A 14,660-nucleotide genomic window follows, 5' to 3' on the forward strand; every position below is an offset into this window, starting at 1 on the left:
GTGGTTCGCGCACCCGCGAAGACGACAAAGGGTGCGCTGAAAGCGGCGATGGTGGCTCAGTCCCGGGCGGCGCAAGCGCGGGTGAACAGACTTCACCGCGTTGCCGGTATCGGCGCAGTTGTCACCGCAGCAGTGGCGGCCCTGGGGGTGGCACTTCCGGTCCTGTCGTTGCCGGAGAACATCCCCGAACCGTCCATGCTCTCGTCTCGAGTTGTCCTGCTCGCGGCTGCTGTACTGCTGGTCGCCGGTCTGGGCTTGTTCGCCCCGGGCCGCGCCGCGGTGGTGCGGCCGGCCGTCGGCGTGTTGTGGACCACGGTCGTGATGGGAGTCGCCGCTGTCATGCAGTCGGCTGTCATCGCCACGGACGTACCGGGCGTCGGGTTGGGGGCCGGTGCCTTCGTGCTCTGCGGCGCGGCTTTCCTCGCTGCGGCGACGGGACTGCTCGTCTGGCTGGCGGGAAGCGCCGAGCGTGAGGATGTCGACACGTCGGTAGGTGGCGGTTCGCGAGGGCTGGTGCTTATCGTCGGTGGGATCGGCGCCGTCGCTGTCCTGATCGGAACCGCGCTTCCCCTCTATCAGGGCGACGCCTATACGGCGGCCTCAGTTCTGGAGTGGCCGTGGGGAATTGACGTCTGGGGTCAACTGCTCGTCGGCGTCACCGTCGTGATCGCCGCTGTGATCGCAGCGTCCGCGCGGCCGTCGCGGGGCGCGGCATTGCTGATCGGATCTGCCGTGGCAGCTCTGGTGTACGTCGGTGAGTGGCCACTCACGTCATCGCGCATATCGGACGCAACCGTGGGGGTGGGTGCGATCACAGCGGCCACGGGCATAGTGTTGCTTCTCGTTGCAGCGTTCTCGAGCGCAAGAATCAGTGAGACTGATGCTTGACAAATTCGGTGTGGCCACCTTGCCGAATCGGTGAGGCGTGCCTCATCGGGCAATTGCGCGTGACTTGGGCCACATAGCATCAATGCGGGCGCAAACCGAACGCGGCAACTGGTTAAAGTCCAGAACAGACCCGCTCCTACCCCTCGAGCGGGTGACAACGCAGACGAGACGGTGAGCAGATGGATCTCTTCGAATACCAGGCGAAGGAACTCTTCGCCAAGCACGGAGTGCCGACTTCGGCTGGACGTGTTACAGACACAGTCGCCGGCGCACGCGAGATTGCCGAAGAAATCGGTAAGCCCGTGATGGTGAAGGCACAGGTCAAGGTAGGCGGCCGCGGCAAGGCCGGTGGCGTCAAGTACTCGCCCGACGTGGATGCCGCAGTGGCAAACGCCGAGGCAATCCTGGGCCTGGACATCAAGGGCCATGTCGTCAAGAAGCTGCTGGTCGCAGAGGCAAGTGACATTGCCGAGGAGTACTACATCTCCTTCCTGCTCGACCGCACCAACCGCACCTACCTGGCCATGTGCTCGGTAGAGGGTGGCGTCGAGATCGAGGTCACCGCCGAGGAGAACCCCGACGCTCTCGCCAAGATCCCCGTCGACGCAGTCAAGGGCGTCGACCTCGCGTTCGCGCGCAGCATCGCCGAGGCAGGAAAGCTGCCCGCAGAGGTGCTCGACGCAGCGGCCGTGACGATCCAGAAGCTGTGGGAGGTCTTCATCGGCGAAGACGCACTCCTCGTCGAGGTCAACCCCCTCGTTCGTACGCCTGACGATCAGATCCTCGCCCTCGACGGCAAGGTCACCCTCGACGAGAACGCAGCGTTCCGTCAGCCCGGCCACGAGGCATTCGAGGATCGCGACGCTACCGATCCCCTCGAGCTCAAGGCCAAGGAAAACGACCTCAACTACGTCAAGCTCGACGGTGAGGTCGGAATCATCGGCAACGGCGCAGGCCTGGTCATGTCCACGCTGGACGTCGTCGCATACGCCGGCGAGAACCACGGTGGCGTCAAGCCCGCCAACTTCCTCGACATCGGCGGCGGAGCTTCCGCTGCAGTCATGGCTGCCGGCCTGGATGTCATCCTCAACGATGCACAGGTCAAGAGCGTGTTCGTCAACGTCTTCGGCGGCATCACCGCGTGTGACGCAGTTGCCAACGGCATCGTCGGCGCACTGAAGACCCTGGGTGACGAGGCCAACAAGCCGCTCGTCGTTCGCCTGGACGGAAACAACGTCGAAGAGGGTCGTCGCATCCTCGCCGAGGCCAACCACCCGCTGGTCACGGTCGTCGCAACCATGGACGAGGCCGCCGACAAGGCCGCCGAACTCGCTCACGCAGCGAAGTAAGGGACTCACAGAACAATGGCAATCTTCCTCACCAAGGATTCAAAGGTCATCGTCCAGGGCATCACCGGCGGCGAGGGCACCAAGCACACCGCTCTGATGCTCAAGGCCGGCACCCAGGTCGTCGGCGGCGTCAACGCTCGCAAGGCCGGCACCACGGTCTCGCACGTTGCAGCTGACGGTTCCCCTGTCGAGCTCCCCGTCTTCGCGACGGTCGAAGAGGCAATCAAGGAGACCGGCGCAGACGTCTCCATCGCATTCGTTCCCCCGGCCTTCTCGAAGGACGCCATCGTCGAGGCCATCGACGCGGAGATCCCGCTCCTCGTGGTCATCACCGAGGGCATCCCGGTTCAGGACTCCGCTTACGCTTGGGCGTACAACGAGTCCAAGGGCAAGAAGACCCGCATCATCGGACCGAACTGCCCCGGCATCATCACCCCGGGTGAGGCCCTCGTCGGCATCACGCCCGCCAACATTGCAGGCACCGGCCCCATCGGCCTGGTCTCCAAGTCGGGCACCCTGACCTACCAGATGATGTACGAACTCCGTGACTTCGGCTTCTCCACCGCCATCGGCATCGGCGGCGACCCGGTCATCGGAACCACCCACATCGACGCCATCGAGGCGTTCGAGAAGGATCCCGAGACCAAGGTCATCGTGATGATCGGTGAAATCGGTGGCGACGCCGAAGAGCGTGCAGCCGATTACATCAAGGCCAACGTCACCAAGCCGGTCGTCGGCTACGTGGCAGGCTTCACCGCTCCCGAAGGCAAGACCATGGGCCACGCCGGTGCCATCGTCTCCGGTTCCTCGGGAACTGCTCAGGCAAAGCAGGAAGCTCTCGAAGCTGCAGGCGTGAAGGTCGGCAAGACGCCGTCCGCTACCGCTGCTCTCGCTCGCGAGATTCTTCAGTCCCTGTAAGGGGCTTCGCCCCCGTGCGTGGTTAGGGAGTCTCCGGACTCCTTAACCACGCACAGTGGTATCGACCCACATCGACCCGGCAGGTTCCAACTGCCCGGCACCGGATGTGATGGATGCGACGATCGAATCGAGATCGTCGGCGTCACCGGCGGCGAGCGTCATCACCGCCTTCGATCCATACGTAGTTCCGAGCACCGAGACGCCCCGCGCTCTCAGCTCCGCTTCCACCCGACCGGCCTCTGAGTGCCGGATCGCCAAAGTGCGCAGGACCTTTCTCTCCCTGGCCACAAGCTCGGCCGAATCGAGAGCCACCGAGACCGCTCCCGAATACGCGCGGACCAATCCACCGGCGCCGAGCTTGATTCCGCCGAAATAGCGCGTGACGACAACAATCACATCGACCAGATCTCGAGACTTGAGAACCTGAAGCATCGGCACCCCGGCAGTGCCGCCCGGTTCACCGTCGTCGTGTGCACGTTCGACGCGTGAGTTCGCCTCGTATCCGATCACGAAAGCCGAACAATGATGGCGCGCATCGGGATACAGCGATTTCTGCTCCGCGACGAACTCCGTGGCGGCTTCGGCGTCGTCTACTCGGTGAAGCGCGGCGATGAATCGTGAGTGCTTCACCTCGGTTTCGACGACGTGGTCGGCGCCGGGCGCGAGGGTGAAGGGCATCTGCCCATTGTCTCCTGTCGGTGTTAGCGTGCGAAGTCGAGACACATACGCTGGTAACCATCGAAGACCGTCTACGAGGAGAAGTCATGACGTTCACGCCGCAAGGGCCCAGCTTCGGGCCACCGAATCAGCCGGCAGCGGGCGGTGGAACCAAGAATCTCGGATTCATCCTGCTCATCGCCGTCGCGGCACTCGGCCTGATCAATTTCCTGCTCGGTTTTGCGCCCTTCACGTCGATCAGTGGAAGCAGCAGCGGCATCGGTAGCGGCCTGGATACCAGTTCGAGTTTCTTCGAATCGAGCATCTACGGCCTCGGATTCGTTTTCGCCGGCGGTGTGGTTGCGGGCGTATCGCTCCTCCCGAAGCAGTCGTATGCAGGCATTGCCGCAGCGCTCACCCTCACGGGTTTCTTCGCTTTGGTGTTCGCCGCGTTCTCCGTCGGTACCAGCGACTACGTCGACATCAGCCTCGGTTGGGGCCTGATCATCGTGCTGATCCTCTCGTTCGTGCAGACCGTCGTCGCAGTCGCCGCGTTGTTGTTCGAGATCGGAATCCTGAAGGCGCCCGCGCCCCGACCGGTAGCTCAGCAGTACGGTCAGCAGCAGCCTTACGGCCAGCCCCAGGGCCAGGCGCCAGGTCAGCCACAGGGATACGGACAGGCTCAGTACGGCCAGCCTCAGCAGGCTCAGCAGCCGGGCCAGTACCAGCAGAATCCGCAGTACGGGCAGGCGCAGCAGCAGGGATACGGGGGAGCGCACGCCGCCCCCGTCGACCCGACCGCTTCGCAGCCGCCTTACGGCCAGACTGCGTCTCCCTACGGGCAGAACCCGGTGCAAAATCCCGGACAGACCGACTCGTCGGCCGCGACGACGTCGTCTTACTATCCGCTGACCTCTCAGCCCGGTGGCCAGCCGAACCCGAGTTACTCGTCGGATCAGTTCACCGCTCCACGCGGTTACGGCCAGCCGTACAACCAGCAGCAGACTGGCTCGACCGAGCAGCCGACGGGCTTCGAGCCGCCCACTTTCGAAGCGCCGACGCCGTCTGCGGAACCTGACCAGGGCAGCAGCGATTCCGCGGCCGAGACCAAGGTCTTCGGCTCGCAGAACCCCGACGAGCGTCAGCAGTAGTACTTCTTCGTTTCACGAACATGAATGTGGCCTCCGACCCGCTGCGGGTGGAGGCCACATTCCGTGAGCCCGACGGCGCGCCTGAGTGCGCGGCGCACTGTCGAGTGAAACCCTCGAGGGGATGAGTTCTTTGATTGATGGCACCCGGTCCCGTCCCACGTCCTCACGACCCGGACGTAGTCGTACTGGCAGCGGCCGCGTCGGCGGCGGTCGCCCGGGACCGAACCCGGACCTGGCGCGCAAGCTGCTGACCGTCGCCTTCCGACCGTCGGGCCTGACGATGCTGCTGATCGCGGCTGTCGTCGTGGTCACTTTGGTATCGGCGAGCAGCGACCTGACCGGAACCTTCGGCGCCATTGCCACCACCTGGTTGGTCATCCACCAGGTGCCGGCGACTATCAGCGGCGTCCAACTCGGTGTACTGCCATTGCTTCCGACGGCCGTCATGATGTGGGTGGTTGCACGCCGATGCGCGTCGACTGCGGTGCACACCGACTCCCGTGACGACACCCTCCGCCTGGTGGGGGCGGCAGTAGCCGGGCCCTTGACTATCACGGCAATCGCTCTCGCCGTTGTCGCCGACGCCTCCGCGGCAATTCCGCTGTCGAGCCCCAACACGTTGGCCGCTTTCGGCTGGGTCGCCGGGATTCACCTGATCGCCGCGTCCGTCGGTGTTGCTGCTGCGCACTGGGATCGCGTCGTCGCCGAGATTCCGCCGTGGGCATCTGCCGCTGTTCGTCCGGCCGCGGCCGCGTCGGCAGCGCTGCTGGCTGCGGGCGCCGTGGCCGTCGTGGTGTCACTACTCGTGTCGTGGTCGACGGTCGGTGACCTACTCGCACGAGGCAACGGGTTTGTCGGCGTGCTGGGATTGACGGTGTTGTCGCTGCTCTATCTGCCGAACCTCGTGGTCGGTGCAGCCGCGGTGATGACGGGATCGACGGCCGATTTCGGCAACGTCTCCATCAGCGTGTTCGGCAACATCGGTGGAGATCTGCCACCGTTGCCCCTTCTCGGAGCGGTTCCGGAAGGCGTCGCCGGCGGAATCTGGCCGGTGCTGTTGATCGTTCCGGCTGCGGTGGGTGTGATGCTCGGCCGTGATTGCGCTCGACGCATCGCCGGGCAGGACAGTGTGCTCGCGGTGCTGACGGCAGCTGCCGGTGCCGGCGTCGTCATGGCTCTGCTTGCCCTTGCTGCGGGGGGAGACCTCGGGCAGTTCGGCACCGTCGAGGTCCTGTGGTGGGGCTTCGGTCTTCTAACTTTTTCGTGGCTGGGATTGTTCGGAACCGTCTCGGCGCTGTTCGCGATGTGGTTCTCACACCGCGGACACATGAAGGACGAGGTTGCGCCGCCGACGGCTGAACCGGCTCGAGAATCCGAGCCCGAACTTGCGATCACGGCCGCGGCCACAACGGATGGCGAGGACGACGAAAACGCCGACGAAGTGCTCGCCCAGGAATCTGCGGTGGTAGTGACCAAGGTCGTCGAAGCCGAAATTGTCGAAGAATCAGGCGAACCCGTGCAGGTAGTGACAGAGGAAACCGTCGAGATCGAAGTAGTCGACGCGGAGGTTGTCGCGGCACCCGAGGCGGACCCCACAGCCGGGGCCGAGCCGGAGACCGACCTGCCCTCGAAGCCGCAGGAGTCCAGCGACTAGGCTGTCATGCGGCCGATACTCCGGCCGCATCATCTTCCAGTTCTCAGGAGTAGTGCGCTGACTGCCTCGGCCGACAATCCGCAGCCGACAATGCCCGACAGGGTCCAATTTCGCGACTCTGTCGCGCGGGTAGTCGTACTCGCTTCCGGCGCGGGAACCCTGCTGACTTCGCTGATCGACGCTTCGCATGCCGAGGGATACCCCGCCGAGATCGTTGCCGTCGGTGTAGATCGTGACTGCCTCGCCGCCGAGCACGCTGCGGATTCGAAGATCCCGTCCTTCAAGGTCTCGATCAAGACCTACGAAAATCGTGCCGCCTGGGACGAGGCGCTGACAGCAGCAGTGGCCGAGTACGAACCCGATCTCGTGGTCAGTGCAGGCTTCATGAAAATCCTCGGCCCCAGCTTTCTCGAGCGTTTCGGCGGCCGAATCATCAACACTCATCCCGCGTTGCTGCCTGCCTTTCCCGGCGCGCACGCGGTTCCCGACGCTCTGGCGTACGGCGTGAAGGTCACCGGTTCCACGGTGCATCTCGTCGACGGCGGAGTTGATACCGGGCCGATCTTGGCGCAGGAAGCTGTGCCGGTGCATGACGACGACACCGAGTCTTCGTTGCATGAACGCATCAAAATTGTGGAGCGACGGTTGTTGGCGGACGTCATCGCCGCTGTTGCTACGCGCGGAGTGGTTTCCGATGGACGAAAGGCCGTGATCCCCAGTGAGTGAACGCAAGGCTGTGCGCCGTGCACTTGTCAGCGTCTACGACAAGAGTGGTCTGATCGAGCTGGCCACGGGCCTGCACGAGGCCGGTGTCGAGTTGGTCTCGACCGGTTCGACCGCGTCGAAGATCGCCGACGCCGGAATCCCCGTGACCCCGGTCGAGGCTCTGACCGGATTCCCGGAATGCCTCGAAGGCCGTGTGAAGACGCTGCATCCGCGCGTCCACGCCGGCGTTCTCGCCGATACCCGCAAGCCGGATCACCTCGCTCAGCTCGAGGAACTCGGCATCGCGACCTTCGAATTGGTGGTCGTGAACCTGTACCCCTTCACCGAGACGGTTGCCTCGGGCGCTAGCCCGGACGAGTGCGTCGAGCAGATCGACATCGGCGGCCCGTCGATGGTGCGTGCTGCAGCCAAGAACCATCCGTCGGTTGCCGTCGTGGTCGATCCGGCTCGGTACGCCGACGTCCTGACTGCCGTTGCCGGTGGCGGATTCACCTTGCGTGAGCGCACTGTGCTTGCAGCGCAGGCTTTCCAGCACACTGCGTCGTACGACGTCGCGGTTGCGAGCTGGATGACGAGCACGATCGCAGCTGACGAGGACGGTTCGCTGTTCCCGGCCTGGGTCGGTGCGACCTGGAACCGCAGCGCTGTTCTTCGCTACGGCGAGAACCCGCACCAGGACGCCGCGCTGTACAAAAACCCGGCTGCGCCTGCAGGTTTGGCTCAGGCGGAGCAGTTGCACGGCAAGGAGATGTCGTACAACAACTACACGGACTCCGACGCAGCGTGGCGCGCAGCGTACGACTTCACTGATCCGGCCGTCGCAATCATCAAGCACGCCAACCCGTGTGGCATCGCCATCGGCACCGACATCGCCGACGCCCACCGCAAGGCGCATGCATGCGATCCGGTCAGTGCTTTCGGTGGTGTGATCGCTGCCAACCGCGAGGTCACCGTCGAACTGGCCGAGCAGATCGCCGACATCTTCACCGAGGTCGTCATCGCGCCCTCGTACGAAGACGGAGCTGTCGAGGTTCTGCAGCGTAAGAAGAACATTCGTGTTCTGAAGGCAGCCGCTCCGACCGCTACCGGAATCGAACTGCGTCCGATCTCTGGCGGTACCTTGCTCCAGCAGCGCGACGTCCTGGACGCCGACGGCGACAACCCGGCCAACTGGACCCTCGCCAACGGTGAGGCTGCCGATGCCGAGACTCTCGCTGACCTCGAATTTGCTTGGCGCGCCAGCCGTTCGGTGAAGTCCAACGCGATCCTGCTGGCCTCCGGCGGTGCCTCTGTCGGCGTCGGCATGGGCCAGGTCAACCGCGTCGATGCAGCGCATCTGGCTGTTCAGCGAGCCGGTGACCGCGTCGTAGGTTCGGTTGCGGCTTCGGACGCGTTCTTCCCGTTCCCTGACGGTCTGCAGGTGCTGCTCAACGCCGGCGTCAAGGCTGTTGTGCAGCCGGGTGGTTCGGTTCGCGACAACGAAGTGATTGCCGCAGCCAAGGAAGCCGGTGTCACTCTCTATCTGACCGGTGCGCGCCACTTCGCGCACTGACCCCTGCGTCGGTAGCGGGCCTCGACTCCTCAACGGGAGTTCGGGGCCCGTTCTGCATTCAGGCCGCCCGGGTCTTTCAGGCGGCGCTGCTGTGGGTGCCCTGGAGTTCGCGGGGTGAGCCGGTGATGACGACGCGTGAGGCTCCGCGACTGCGGATCTCGCTGATCAATGCGCCGAGGGTAGCTTCGTGGGCCGCATCGGAGTGTGAAAGATCCAGGGTGACGGCGTATCCGGTGAGGTCACCGGGCAGATCGACATACGGCGGCGCGATGGACAGTTGGTTGACTCGAAGTTTCATGTGGAGCTCCTGCGTGTGAAAGGTAAAAGAAAAGGCACCCGAGGCGTTTGCCCTGGGTGCCGAGAACGAATCCGGTGAAACTGGGGATCATTCTCGGGGTACACCGCGCTTGTTGCCCATGTGCTTGGCCGACATTGCGGCCGAAAAAATGTGCTTGTCTGCGGTGCAGCTGCGCCACGAAGGTACGGATACGACGTGCGGGTGTAGCGACATGATGTCCGTTCCTTTCTGTGTGGCGTTGCTGGTTAATGGATGACCGTACAGCACGGATCGAGGGTTCGCACCAATAAAAAGCGCCGCGAACGTAAACTCCGGGTGACTTCTGTCCCCAGGTTCGCTGGATTGAAAGAGTCTTCATTGCAGGTCAGGCGTAGAAAGCAGAATTCCCTCCGCGATGGTTCGCGGAGGGAACTTTCTACCTGAAAAAGAGGACGTTCGGTCTGTACGTGATCAGGAGAACGAACGGACCCACGCTGTGAAGGGCTCCGAGAACTCTGCCGAGTACGGAAGCGGCGCGACGTAGTCGGCACCGGTGGACTGTTCGTCGCCGATGTCCTTGAGTACGAAGTTGGCGTTGCGCATCCGCACGGAAGTCAGCGCTGTATGTGAGAGCGCGGCGTCGAGTGCCGCGACATCGGCGGGAATGACTTGGATGTCCTTGTCCGAGCAGCTCGTGAGAACGGGCATGCCCGCCGGTAGCGCCGCCACGAGCGCAACCGGGTCCAATGCGTCTTCCTCGGCGAGTGCCTTGGCATTGGCGTGTACGAGTCCCGCATTCTGCACCGGCTCGGGCAGGTCATCCGGAACAGTGCCCTCGGATCGCAGCGACTCGACGGCATCGGCGAGCGCGACGCGCAGTTCGTCAGCCAGTTCGACCGGCAACTGACCGGCGCCGACGACCGCATCGAGCTGGCGGTGAATCTGCGTCGTGAGTAGATCGAGAAGTCTGACGCTCAGTGGCTCGAGCAGTGCGAGGGCACTGACTCTGGCGCCCTCCTTCGCGGTGGCGAGAGCCAGTGCGACTACGGCGCCGTCGCTGTGTCCGACCACGAACAAGCGCTCGGGATCGACACCGGGTTGCCCGGCGAGGTAGTCCAGTCCGTCGGAGGCGGCGTCGACAAAAGTGTTGAAGCCGAGATCGGCGATGTCCTCGATGTCGTAGTCACCGAGGGCGGTTTCGCCACTGCCGAGCTTGTCGTAACGCAGGCTTGAAATCCCTTGTTTTTCAAGAAGATCCGCGATGAACCGCAGAGTTCCGATGTCGCCTTCGAGGAGGGCGCTGTCGCCGTTGCGATCGGTGGGGCCGCTGCCGGCCAGAATCAGCGCGGCCGGGGCAGGGGCGTCGGGTGAGGCGGCCAGGCGAAGACTCCCGTACAGGGTGACGTCGCCGGATTGGAACGAGAGCTCGGTGTCGGACATGACGACTTGTCTACCAGGTCGGTGCGGTCAGGCGGTGCGCAGACTCCGGACACGACGCCAGCCACGCCAGCTGAACCACAAGAGCGCGGCGAGCAGGGGAATGATCAGGAGCGGCAAGATCATCGCGATCAAGGAAGTGAAGAAAGTCAGCACATCCTCGATGACGGAAACGACGGAATTTGCCAGCCCACCGGTAGTGGCCGTACTGACCGCGCGAGTGCCGGTCTGCGCGGCGCTGAACGTCAACGCCGTCGGCGCTCCGACGATGATGCCCGCCAACGCGGCCATCGCAGGGTCGAGATGACTGAATGCCGCCCAGGCGGCGATCACTCCGGCAATCGGTCCGGTGACGTTCCCGATCACCGAGAGTGCGTTGTCCACGAACGGAATGAGGTCGGCACCCAGTTCGACCACCGCGGCGATTGCCAATGCGACCAGCGCGCCGGTCGATCCGATCCACCGCATCGACTCGCCGACGGTGATCCCGAACAGTTCGAAGTGGACGGCAGCGCTGAGCATCAGCAGGGGCAGGAAGGTTCGCATTCCGGACGCTGCGGCGAGTCCGAGGCCGAGCATGGCCGGCAACACCCAGGTATCCATGGGTGGAGTTTAGGTCTACTGTGCGCCTTTATTAACCGCCGGCGGTTAATAAAGGCGCACAGCAAAGTCTCGGAAAGGACCTTTCATGGCGACAAACCCGCAGCCGATGTTCTTCCTCAACCTGCCCGTCAAGGACCTCGGCAAGGCCACCACCTTCTACGAGGGCCTCGGATACTCCAAGAACACGCAGTTCTCCGACGAGAATGCGTCGTCGATGGTTATCAGTGACACCATCGTCGTGATGCTGTTGGCCGAGCCCTTCTTCAAGACCTTCACCACCAAGGGCATCGCCGACACCTCGACGTCGACGGAGGCGCTGCTCGGTCTCTCGGCCGAGACCCGTGAGGCCGTCGACACCCTCGTCGACAAGGCGCTCGAGACCGGCGGTTCCGAAGGTAACGCGACGCAGGATCACGGCTTCATGTACAGCCGCAGCTTCCAGGATCCCGACGGCCACATCTGGGAAATCATCTGGATGAATCCCGAGAACATCGAAGGCTGAGCGACCGAACTTCCTCGGCGAGAGGCGAAACCCCGCAAACACTCGTAGCGTGGAGTGGTGACTGTCGCAAAAACCCTCGGAGAGCTACGCGCCTCCGGACACGTACAGCGAAGTGTCAAGGAAGAACTACGAGAGAATCTTCTCGCCGCGTTGCGGGACGGCCGTGACCCCTGGCCCGGGATAGTCGGGTTCGAGGACACGGTCGCCCCGCAACTCGAGCGGGCGCTGATCGCCGGCCACGACGTGGTTCTGCTCGGCGAACGAGGTCAGGGAAAGACGAGGCTGCTTCGCACTCTCGGGCTCCTGCTCGACGAGTGGACGCCCGTCATCGAAGGCTCGGAACTGGGGGAGCACCCGTACGAGCCGATCACCCCGGCTTCGATACGTCGAGCCAAGGAACTGGGCGACGACCTCCCGATCGCCTGGCGCCACCGCAGCGAGCGGTACTCCGAGAAGTTGGCGACGCCGGATACCTCGGTCGCCGACCTGATCGGCGACGTCGATCCGGTCAAGGTTGCCGAAGGCCGGAGCCTCGGCGATCCGGAGACCATTCACTTCGGCCTCGTGCCTCGCGCGCATCGCGGAATCGTGGCTATCAACGAGCTTCCCGACCTCGCCGAACGCATCCAGGTCTCTTTGCTCAACGTGATGGAAGAGCGGGACATCCAGGTCCGCGGGTACACGCTTCGGCTTCCGTTGGACGTTCTTCTGGTCGCGAGCGCCAACCCCGAGGACTACACCAACCGCGGGCGCATCATCACACCACTCAAGGACCGCTTCGGCGCCGAGATCCGTACTCACTACCCCGTCGAGTTGGCGGGCGAGATCGCGGTGATCGAGCAGGAGGCGCACCTGGCCGCGGAGGTGCCCGACTACCTTCTCGAAATTCTTGCCAGATTCACTCGCCTGCTCCGCGAATCCACCTCGGTGGACCAGCGATCGGGTGTGTCGGCACGCTTTGCCGTCGCCGGCGCGGAAACCGTCAGTGCCGCCGCGGTACGACGGGCAGCGGTGCTCGGCGAAGCCGATCCTGTTGCACGGCCCGTCGATCTCGAGTCCGTGGTCGAGGTTCTTCGCGGCAAGGTCGAGTTCGAATCCGGTGAAGAGGGACGGGAACTGGAGGTGCTCGAGCACCTGCTGCGTCGCGCGACGGCCGATACGGTTCGGGTACGTCTCGGCGGGATCGACCTGGGGATGCTGGTTGCTGCGGTGGAGATGGGCAACACGATCGTCACCGGTGAATCTGTCACGGCCAAGGCATTTCTCGACGAGCTTCCGGACCTCGAGGTCCTCGACGAAGTAGCCGAACGTCTCGGTGCGCAATCCGACGGCGAGCGTGCCGCCGGTGCCGAACTTGCCCTCGAAGGGCTTTACCTCGCGCGCCGGATCTCCAAAGATCAAGGCCCGGGCGGCCGCTCGGTGTATTCGTAAGGGGCAGTGATGATCCACAATCCGCGGTACGGGCCTTACGACGGTGGTCCCGATCCGCTCGCGCCTCCCGTGGATCTGCGCGAGGCCCTGGCAGCAATCGGCGACGACGTGTTGTCGGGCACGTCGCCGCGCCATGCCCTCCGAGAGCTCCTGCGCCGAGGCAACCGGGACATGCGCGGGCTCGACGACCTTGCCGCCCAGGCGAACCGGCGTCGACGCGAGTTGCTGCGCCGCAACAATCTCGACGGAACTCTCGACGAGGTTCGCAAGCTTCTTGACAAGGCGGTGCTCGAAGAGCGCAAAGAACTGGCACGTGCTCTCGACGACGACGCACGATTCAACGAAATGCGGATCGAGGAGTTACCGCCGTCGACAGCTCAGGCCGTGCAAGATCTGGCCGACTACAACTGGCGCAGCGAACAGGCGCGCGCGGATTACGAGAAGATTCGTGATCTGCTCGGGCGAGAGGTCCTCGATCAACGCTTCTCGGGAATGAAGCAGGCACTCGAGGGCGCCACCGACGAGGATCGTGAGCAGATACGCCAGATGCTGGCTGATCTGAATCACTTGCTCGACGCGCACTCTCGGGGCGTCGACACTGCGGAGCAGTTCGCGGACTTCATAGACAAGCACGGGCAGTATTTCCCGGACAACCCGCGCAACGTCGACGAACTTCTGGATTCTTTGGCGCAGCGCGCGGCGGCTGCACAACGATTGCGGAACTCGCTCTCGCAGGAGCAGCGTGACGAGTTGGATGCGTTGGCGCAGCAGGCGTTCGGTGATCCGAGCCTGATGAGTGAGCTGAGTCAACTCGACCAGTTCCTTCAGGCGGCTCGGCCGGGTGAGGACTGGGAAGGTTCGCAACAGTTCCGCGGCGACAACGGAATGGGGTTGGGTGAGGGGACCGGTGCCCTGCAGGACATCGCCGAGCTGGAATCCTTGGCGGATCAACTGTCGCAGCAATACGCGGGCGCGGCGCTCGACGACATCGACCCCGAGCTACTCGCGCGGCAACTCGGCGACGAAGCCGCCGCTGATGCTCGCACCCTGGCCGATCTCGAAAAGGCTTTGCAGGAACAGGGTTTCTTCGATCGTTCACCGGATGGTCAATGGCGCTTGTCGCCCAAAGCCATGCGACAGCTCGGGCAGACTGCTCTGCGCGATGTCGCCGGGCAACTGTCGTCGCGAACCGGCCAACGCGATACGCGTCGGGCCGGTGCGATGGGCGAACCGACCGGAGCTTCCCGCGAATGGGAGTTCGGGGACACCGAACCGTGGGACGTCACGAGAACCATCACCAACGCCGTCCTACGTGACCCGGGCCGAATGCCGGTGCGGCTGAGCGTCGTCGATGTCGAGGTGGCCGAAACCGAGCAGCGTAGTCAGGCTGCTGTGGCTCTGTTGGTGGACACGTCGTTCTCGATGGTGATGGAGGATCGCTGGGTGCCGATGAAGCGCACCGCTCTGGCACTCAATCATCTGGTGAGCACGCGGTTTCGCAGCGACGAACTCCAG

13 protein-coding genes and 1 pseudogene are annotated in these 14,660 nt (G+C 64.0%); 10 read left to right on the forward strand and 4 right to left on the reverse strand.

The window, feature by feature from the left end:
* The 3 genes and pseudogenes from A2J01_RS02275 to sucD all read left to right on the forward strand — a co-directional run.
* A pseudogene (locus tag A2J01_RS02275) lies at nt 1-888 on the forward strand (hypothetical protein); the annotation flags it as partial.
* Between the two features lie 179 nt (nt 889-1,067).
* Nucleotides 1,068-2,237, forward strand: a complete 1,170-nt coding sequence (gene sucC, locus A2J01_RS02280; protein WP_003946426.1) for an ADP-forming succinate--CoA ligase subunit beta — start codon at nt 1,068-1,070, stop codon at nt 2,235-2,237.
* Between the two features lie 15 nt (nt 2,238-2,252).
* Complete coding sequence (sucD, locus tag A2J01_RS02285) at nt 2,253-3,155, forward strand: succinate--CoA ligase subunit alpha (protein WP_003946432.1); 903 nt, start codon at nt 2,253-2,255, stop codon at nt 3,153-3,155.
* A gap of 42 nt (nt 3,156-3,197) precedes the next feature.
* Here the strand turns inward: sucD and A2J01_RS02290 are convergent, their stop codons facing one another.
* Complete coding sequence (locus A2J01_RS02290; protein WP_003946418.1) at nt 3,198-3,833, reverse strand: IMPACT family protein; 636 nt, start codon at nt 3,831-3,833, stop codon at nt 3,198-3,200.
* An 86-nt stretch (nt 3,834-3,919) separates the two neighbouring features.
* Between A2J01_RS02290 and A2J01_RS02295 the strand changes: the two genes are divergently transcribed.
* The 4 genes from A2J01_RS02295 (at nt 3,920) to purH (ending at nt 8,895) form a co-directional block, all read left to right on the forward strand.
* The gene (locus tag A2J01_RS02295) at nt 3,920-4,963 is read left to right on the forward strand and encodes a DUF5336 domain-containing protein (RefSeq protein ID WP_064111768.1); all 1,044 of its coding nucleotides are present in this window, start codon (nt 3,920-3,922) and stop codon (nt 4,961-4,963) included.
* 121 nt (nt 4,964-5,084) lie between these two features.
* Nucleotides 5,085-6,617: a cell division protein PerM gene (locus A2J01_RS02300; protein ID WP_064111784.1), complete on the forward strand. Its 1,533-nt coding sequence runs from the start codon at nt 5,085-5,087 to the stop codon at nt 6,615-6,617.
* 6 nt (nt 6,618-6,623) lie between these two features.
* Complete coding sequence (gene purN, locus A2J01_RS02305; protein ID WP_030534875.1) at nt 6,624-7,343, forward strand: phosphoribosylglycinamide formyltransferase; 720 nt, start codon at nt 6,624-6,626, stop codon at nt 7,341-7,343.
* Entirely contained in the window at nt 7,336-8,895 is a 1,560-nt protein-coding gene (gene purH / locus A2J01_RS02310) for a bifunctional phosphoribosylaminoimidazolecarboxamide formyltransferase/IMP cyclohydrolase (RefSeq protein ID WP_064111770.1), read from the forward strand. The genes purN and purH overlap by 8 nt, the downstream gene beginning before the upstream one ends.
* A 76-nt stretch (nt 8,896-8,971) precedes the next feature.
* On the opposite strand, the gene A2J01_RS02315 is transcribed toward purH, so the two are convergent.
* The 3 genes from A2J01_RS02315 to A2J01_RS02325 all read right to left on the reverse strand — a co-directional run bounded on the left by A2J01_RS02315 (nt 8,972) and on the right by A2J01_RS02325 (nt 11,212).
* Nucleotides 8,972-9,193: a hypothetical protein gene (locus A2J01_RS02315; protein ID WP_003946391.1), complete on the reverse strand. Its 222-nt coding sequence runs from the start codon at nt 9,191-9,193 to the stop codon at nt 8,972-8,974.
* A 450-nt stretch (nt 9,194-9,643) separates the two neighbouring features.
* Nucleotides 9,644-10,612: an alpha/beta hydrolase family protein gene (locus A2J01_RS02320; RefSeq protein ID WP_064111773.1), complete on the reverse strand. Its 969-nt coding sequence runs from the start codon at nt 10,610-10,612 to the stop codon at nt 9,644-9,646.
* 27 nt (nt 10,613-10,639) lie between these two features.
* On the reverse strand, nt 10,640-11,212 hold the full coding sequence (locus A2J01_RS02325; RefSeq protein ID WP_064111775.1) for a DUF4126 domain-containing protein: 573 nt from the start codon (nt 11,210-11,212) through the stop codon (nt 10,640-10,642).
* Nucleotides 11,213-11,297: 85 nt separating this feature from the next.
* Between A2J01_RS02325 and A2J01_RS02330 the strand changes: the two genes are divergently transcribed.
* The 3 genes from A2J01_RS02330 to A2J01_RS02340 form a co-directional block, all read left to right on the forward strand.
* A complete protein-coding gene (locus tag A2J01_RS02330) occupies nt 11,298-11,714 on the forward strand; it encodes a VOC family protein (RefSeq protein WP_064111779.1) in 417 nt (138 codons plus the stop codon).
* 54 nt (nt 11,715-11,768) lie between these two features.
* A complete protein-coding gene (locus A2J01_RS02335; protein ID WP_102999408.1) occupies nt 11,769-13,145 on the forward strand; it encodes an ATP-binding protein in 1,377 nt (458 codons plus the stop codon).
* Between the two features lie 9 nt (nt 13,146-13,154).
* Nucleotides 13,155-14,660: hypothetical protein (locus A2J01_RS02340; RefSeq protein ID WP_064111782.1), on the forward strand; the 1,506-nt coding region annotated here is incomplete at its 3' end.

This window comes from Rhodococcus sp. EPR-134 (genome assembly GCF_001647205.1).
GTDB lineage: Bacteria > Actinomycetota > Actinomycetes > Mycobacteriales > Mycobacteriaceae > Rhodococcus_F > Rhodococcus_F qingshengii.

Bases quoted from the DNA above. Each gene is read 5' to 3' on its own strand.
- sucC (WP_003946426.1), top strand. From the start codon at position 1,068: ATGGATCTCTTCGAATACCAGGCGAAGGAACTCTTCGCCAAGCACGGA.
- sucD (WP_003946432.1), top strand. From the start codon at position 2,253: ATGGCAATCTTCCTCACCAAGGATTCAAAGGTCATCGTCCAGGGCATC.
- A2J01_RS02290 (WP_003946418.1), bottom strand. From the start codon at position 3,833: ATGCCCTTCACCCTCGCGCCCGGCGCCGACCACGTCGTCGAAACCGAG.
- A2J01_RS02295 (WP_064111768.1), top strand. From the start codon at position 3,920: ATGACGTTCACGCCGCAAGGGCCCAGCTTCGGGCCACCGAATCAGCCG.
- A2J01_RS02300 (WP_064111784.1), top strand. From the start codon at position 5,085: ATGAGTTCTTTGATTGATGGCACCCGGTCCCGTCCCACGTCCTCACGA.
- purN (WP_030534875.1), top strand. From the start codon at position 6,624: ATGCGGCCGATACTCCGGCCGCATCATCTTCCAGTTCTCAGGAGTAGT.
- A2J01_RS02315 (WP_003946391.1), bottom strand. From the start codon at position 9,193: ATGAAACTTCGAGTCAACCAACTGTCCATCGCGCCGCCGTATGTCGAT.
- A2J01_RS02320 (WP_064111773.1), bottom strand. From the start codon at position 10,612: ATGTCCGACACCGAGCTCTCGTTCCAATCCGGCGACGTCACCCTGTAC.
- A2J01_RS02325 (WP_064111775.1), bottom strand. From the start codon at position 11,212: ATGGATACCTGGGTGTTGCCGGCCATGCTCGGCCTCGGACTCGCCGCA.
- A2J01_RS02330 (WP_064111779.1), top strand. From the start codon at position 11,298: ATGGCGACAAACCCGCAGCCGATGTTCTTCCTCAACCTGCCCGTCAAG.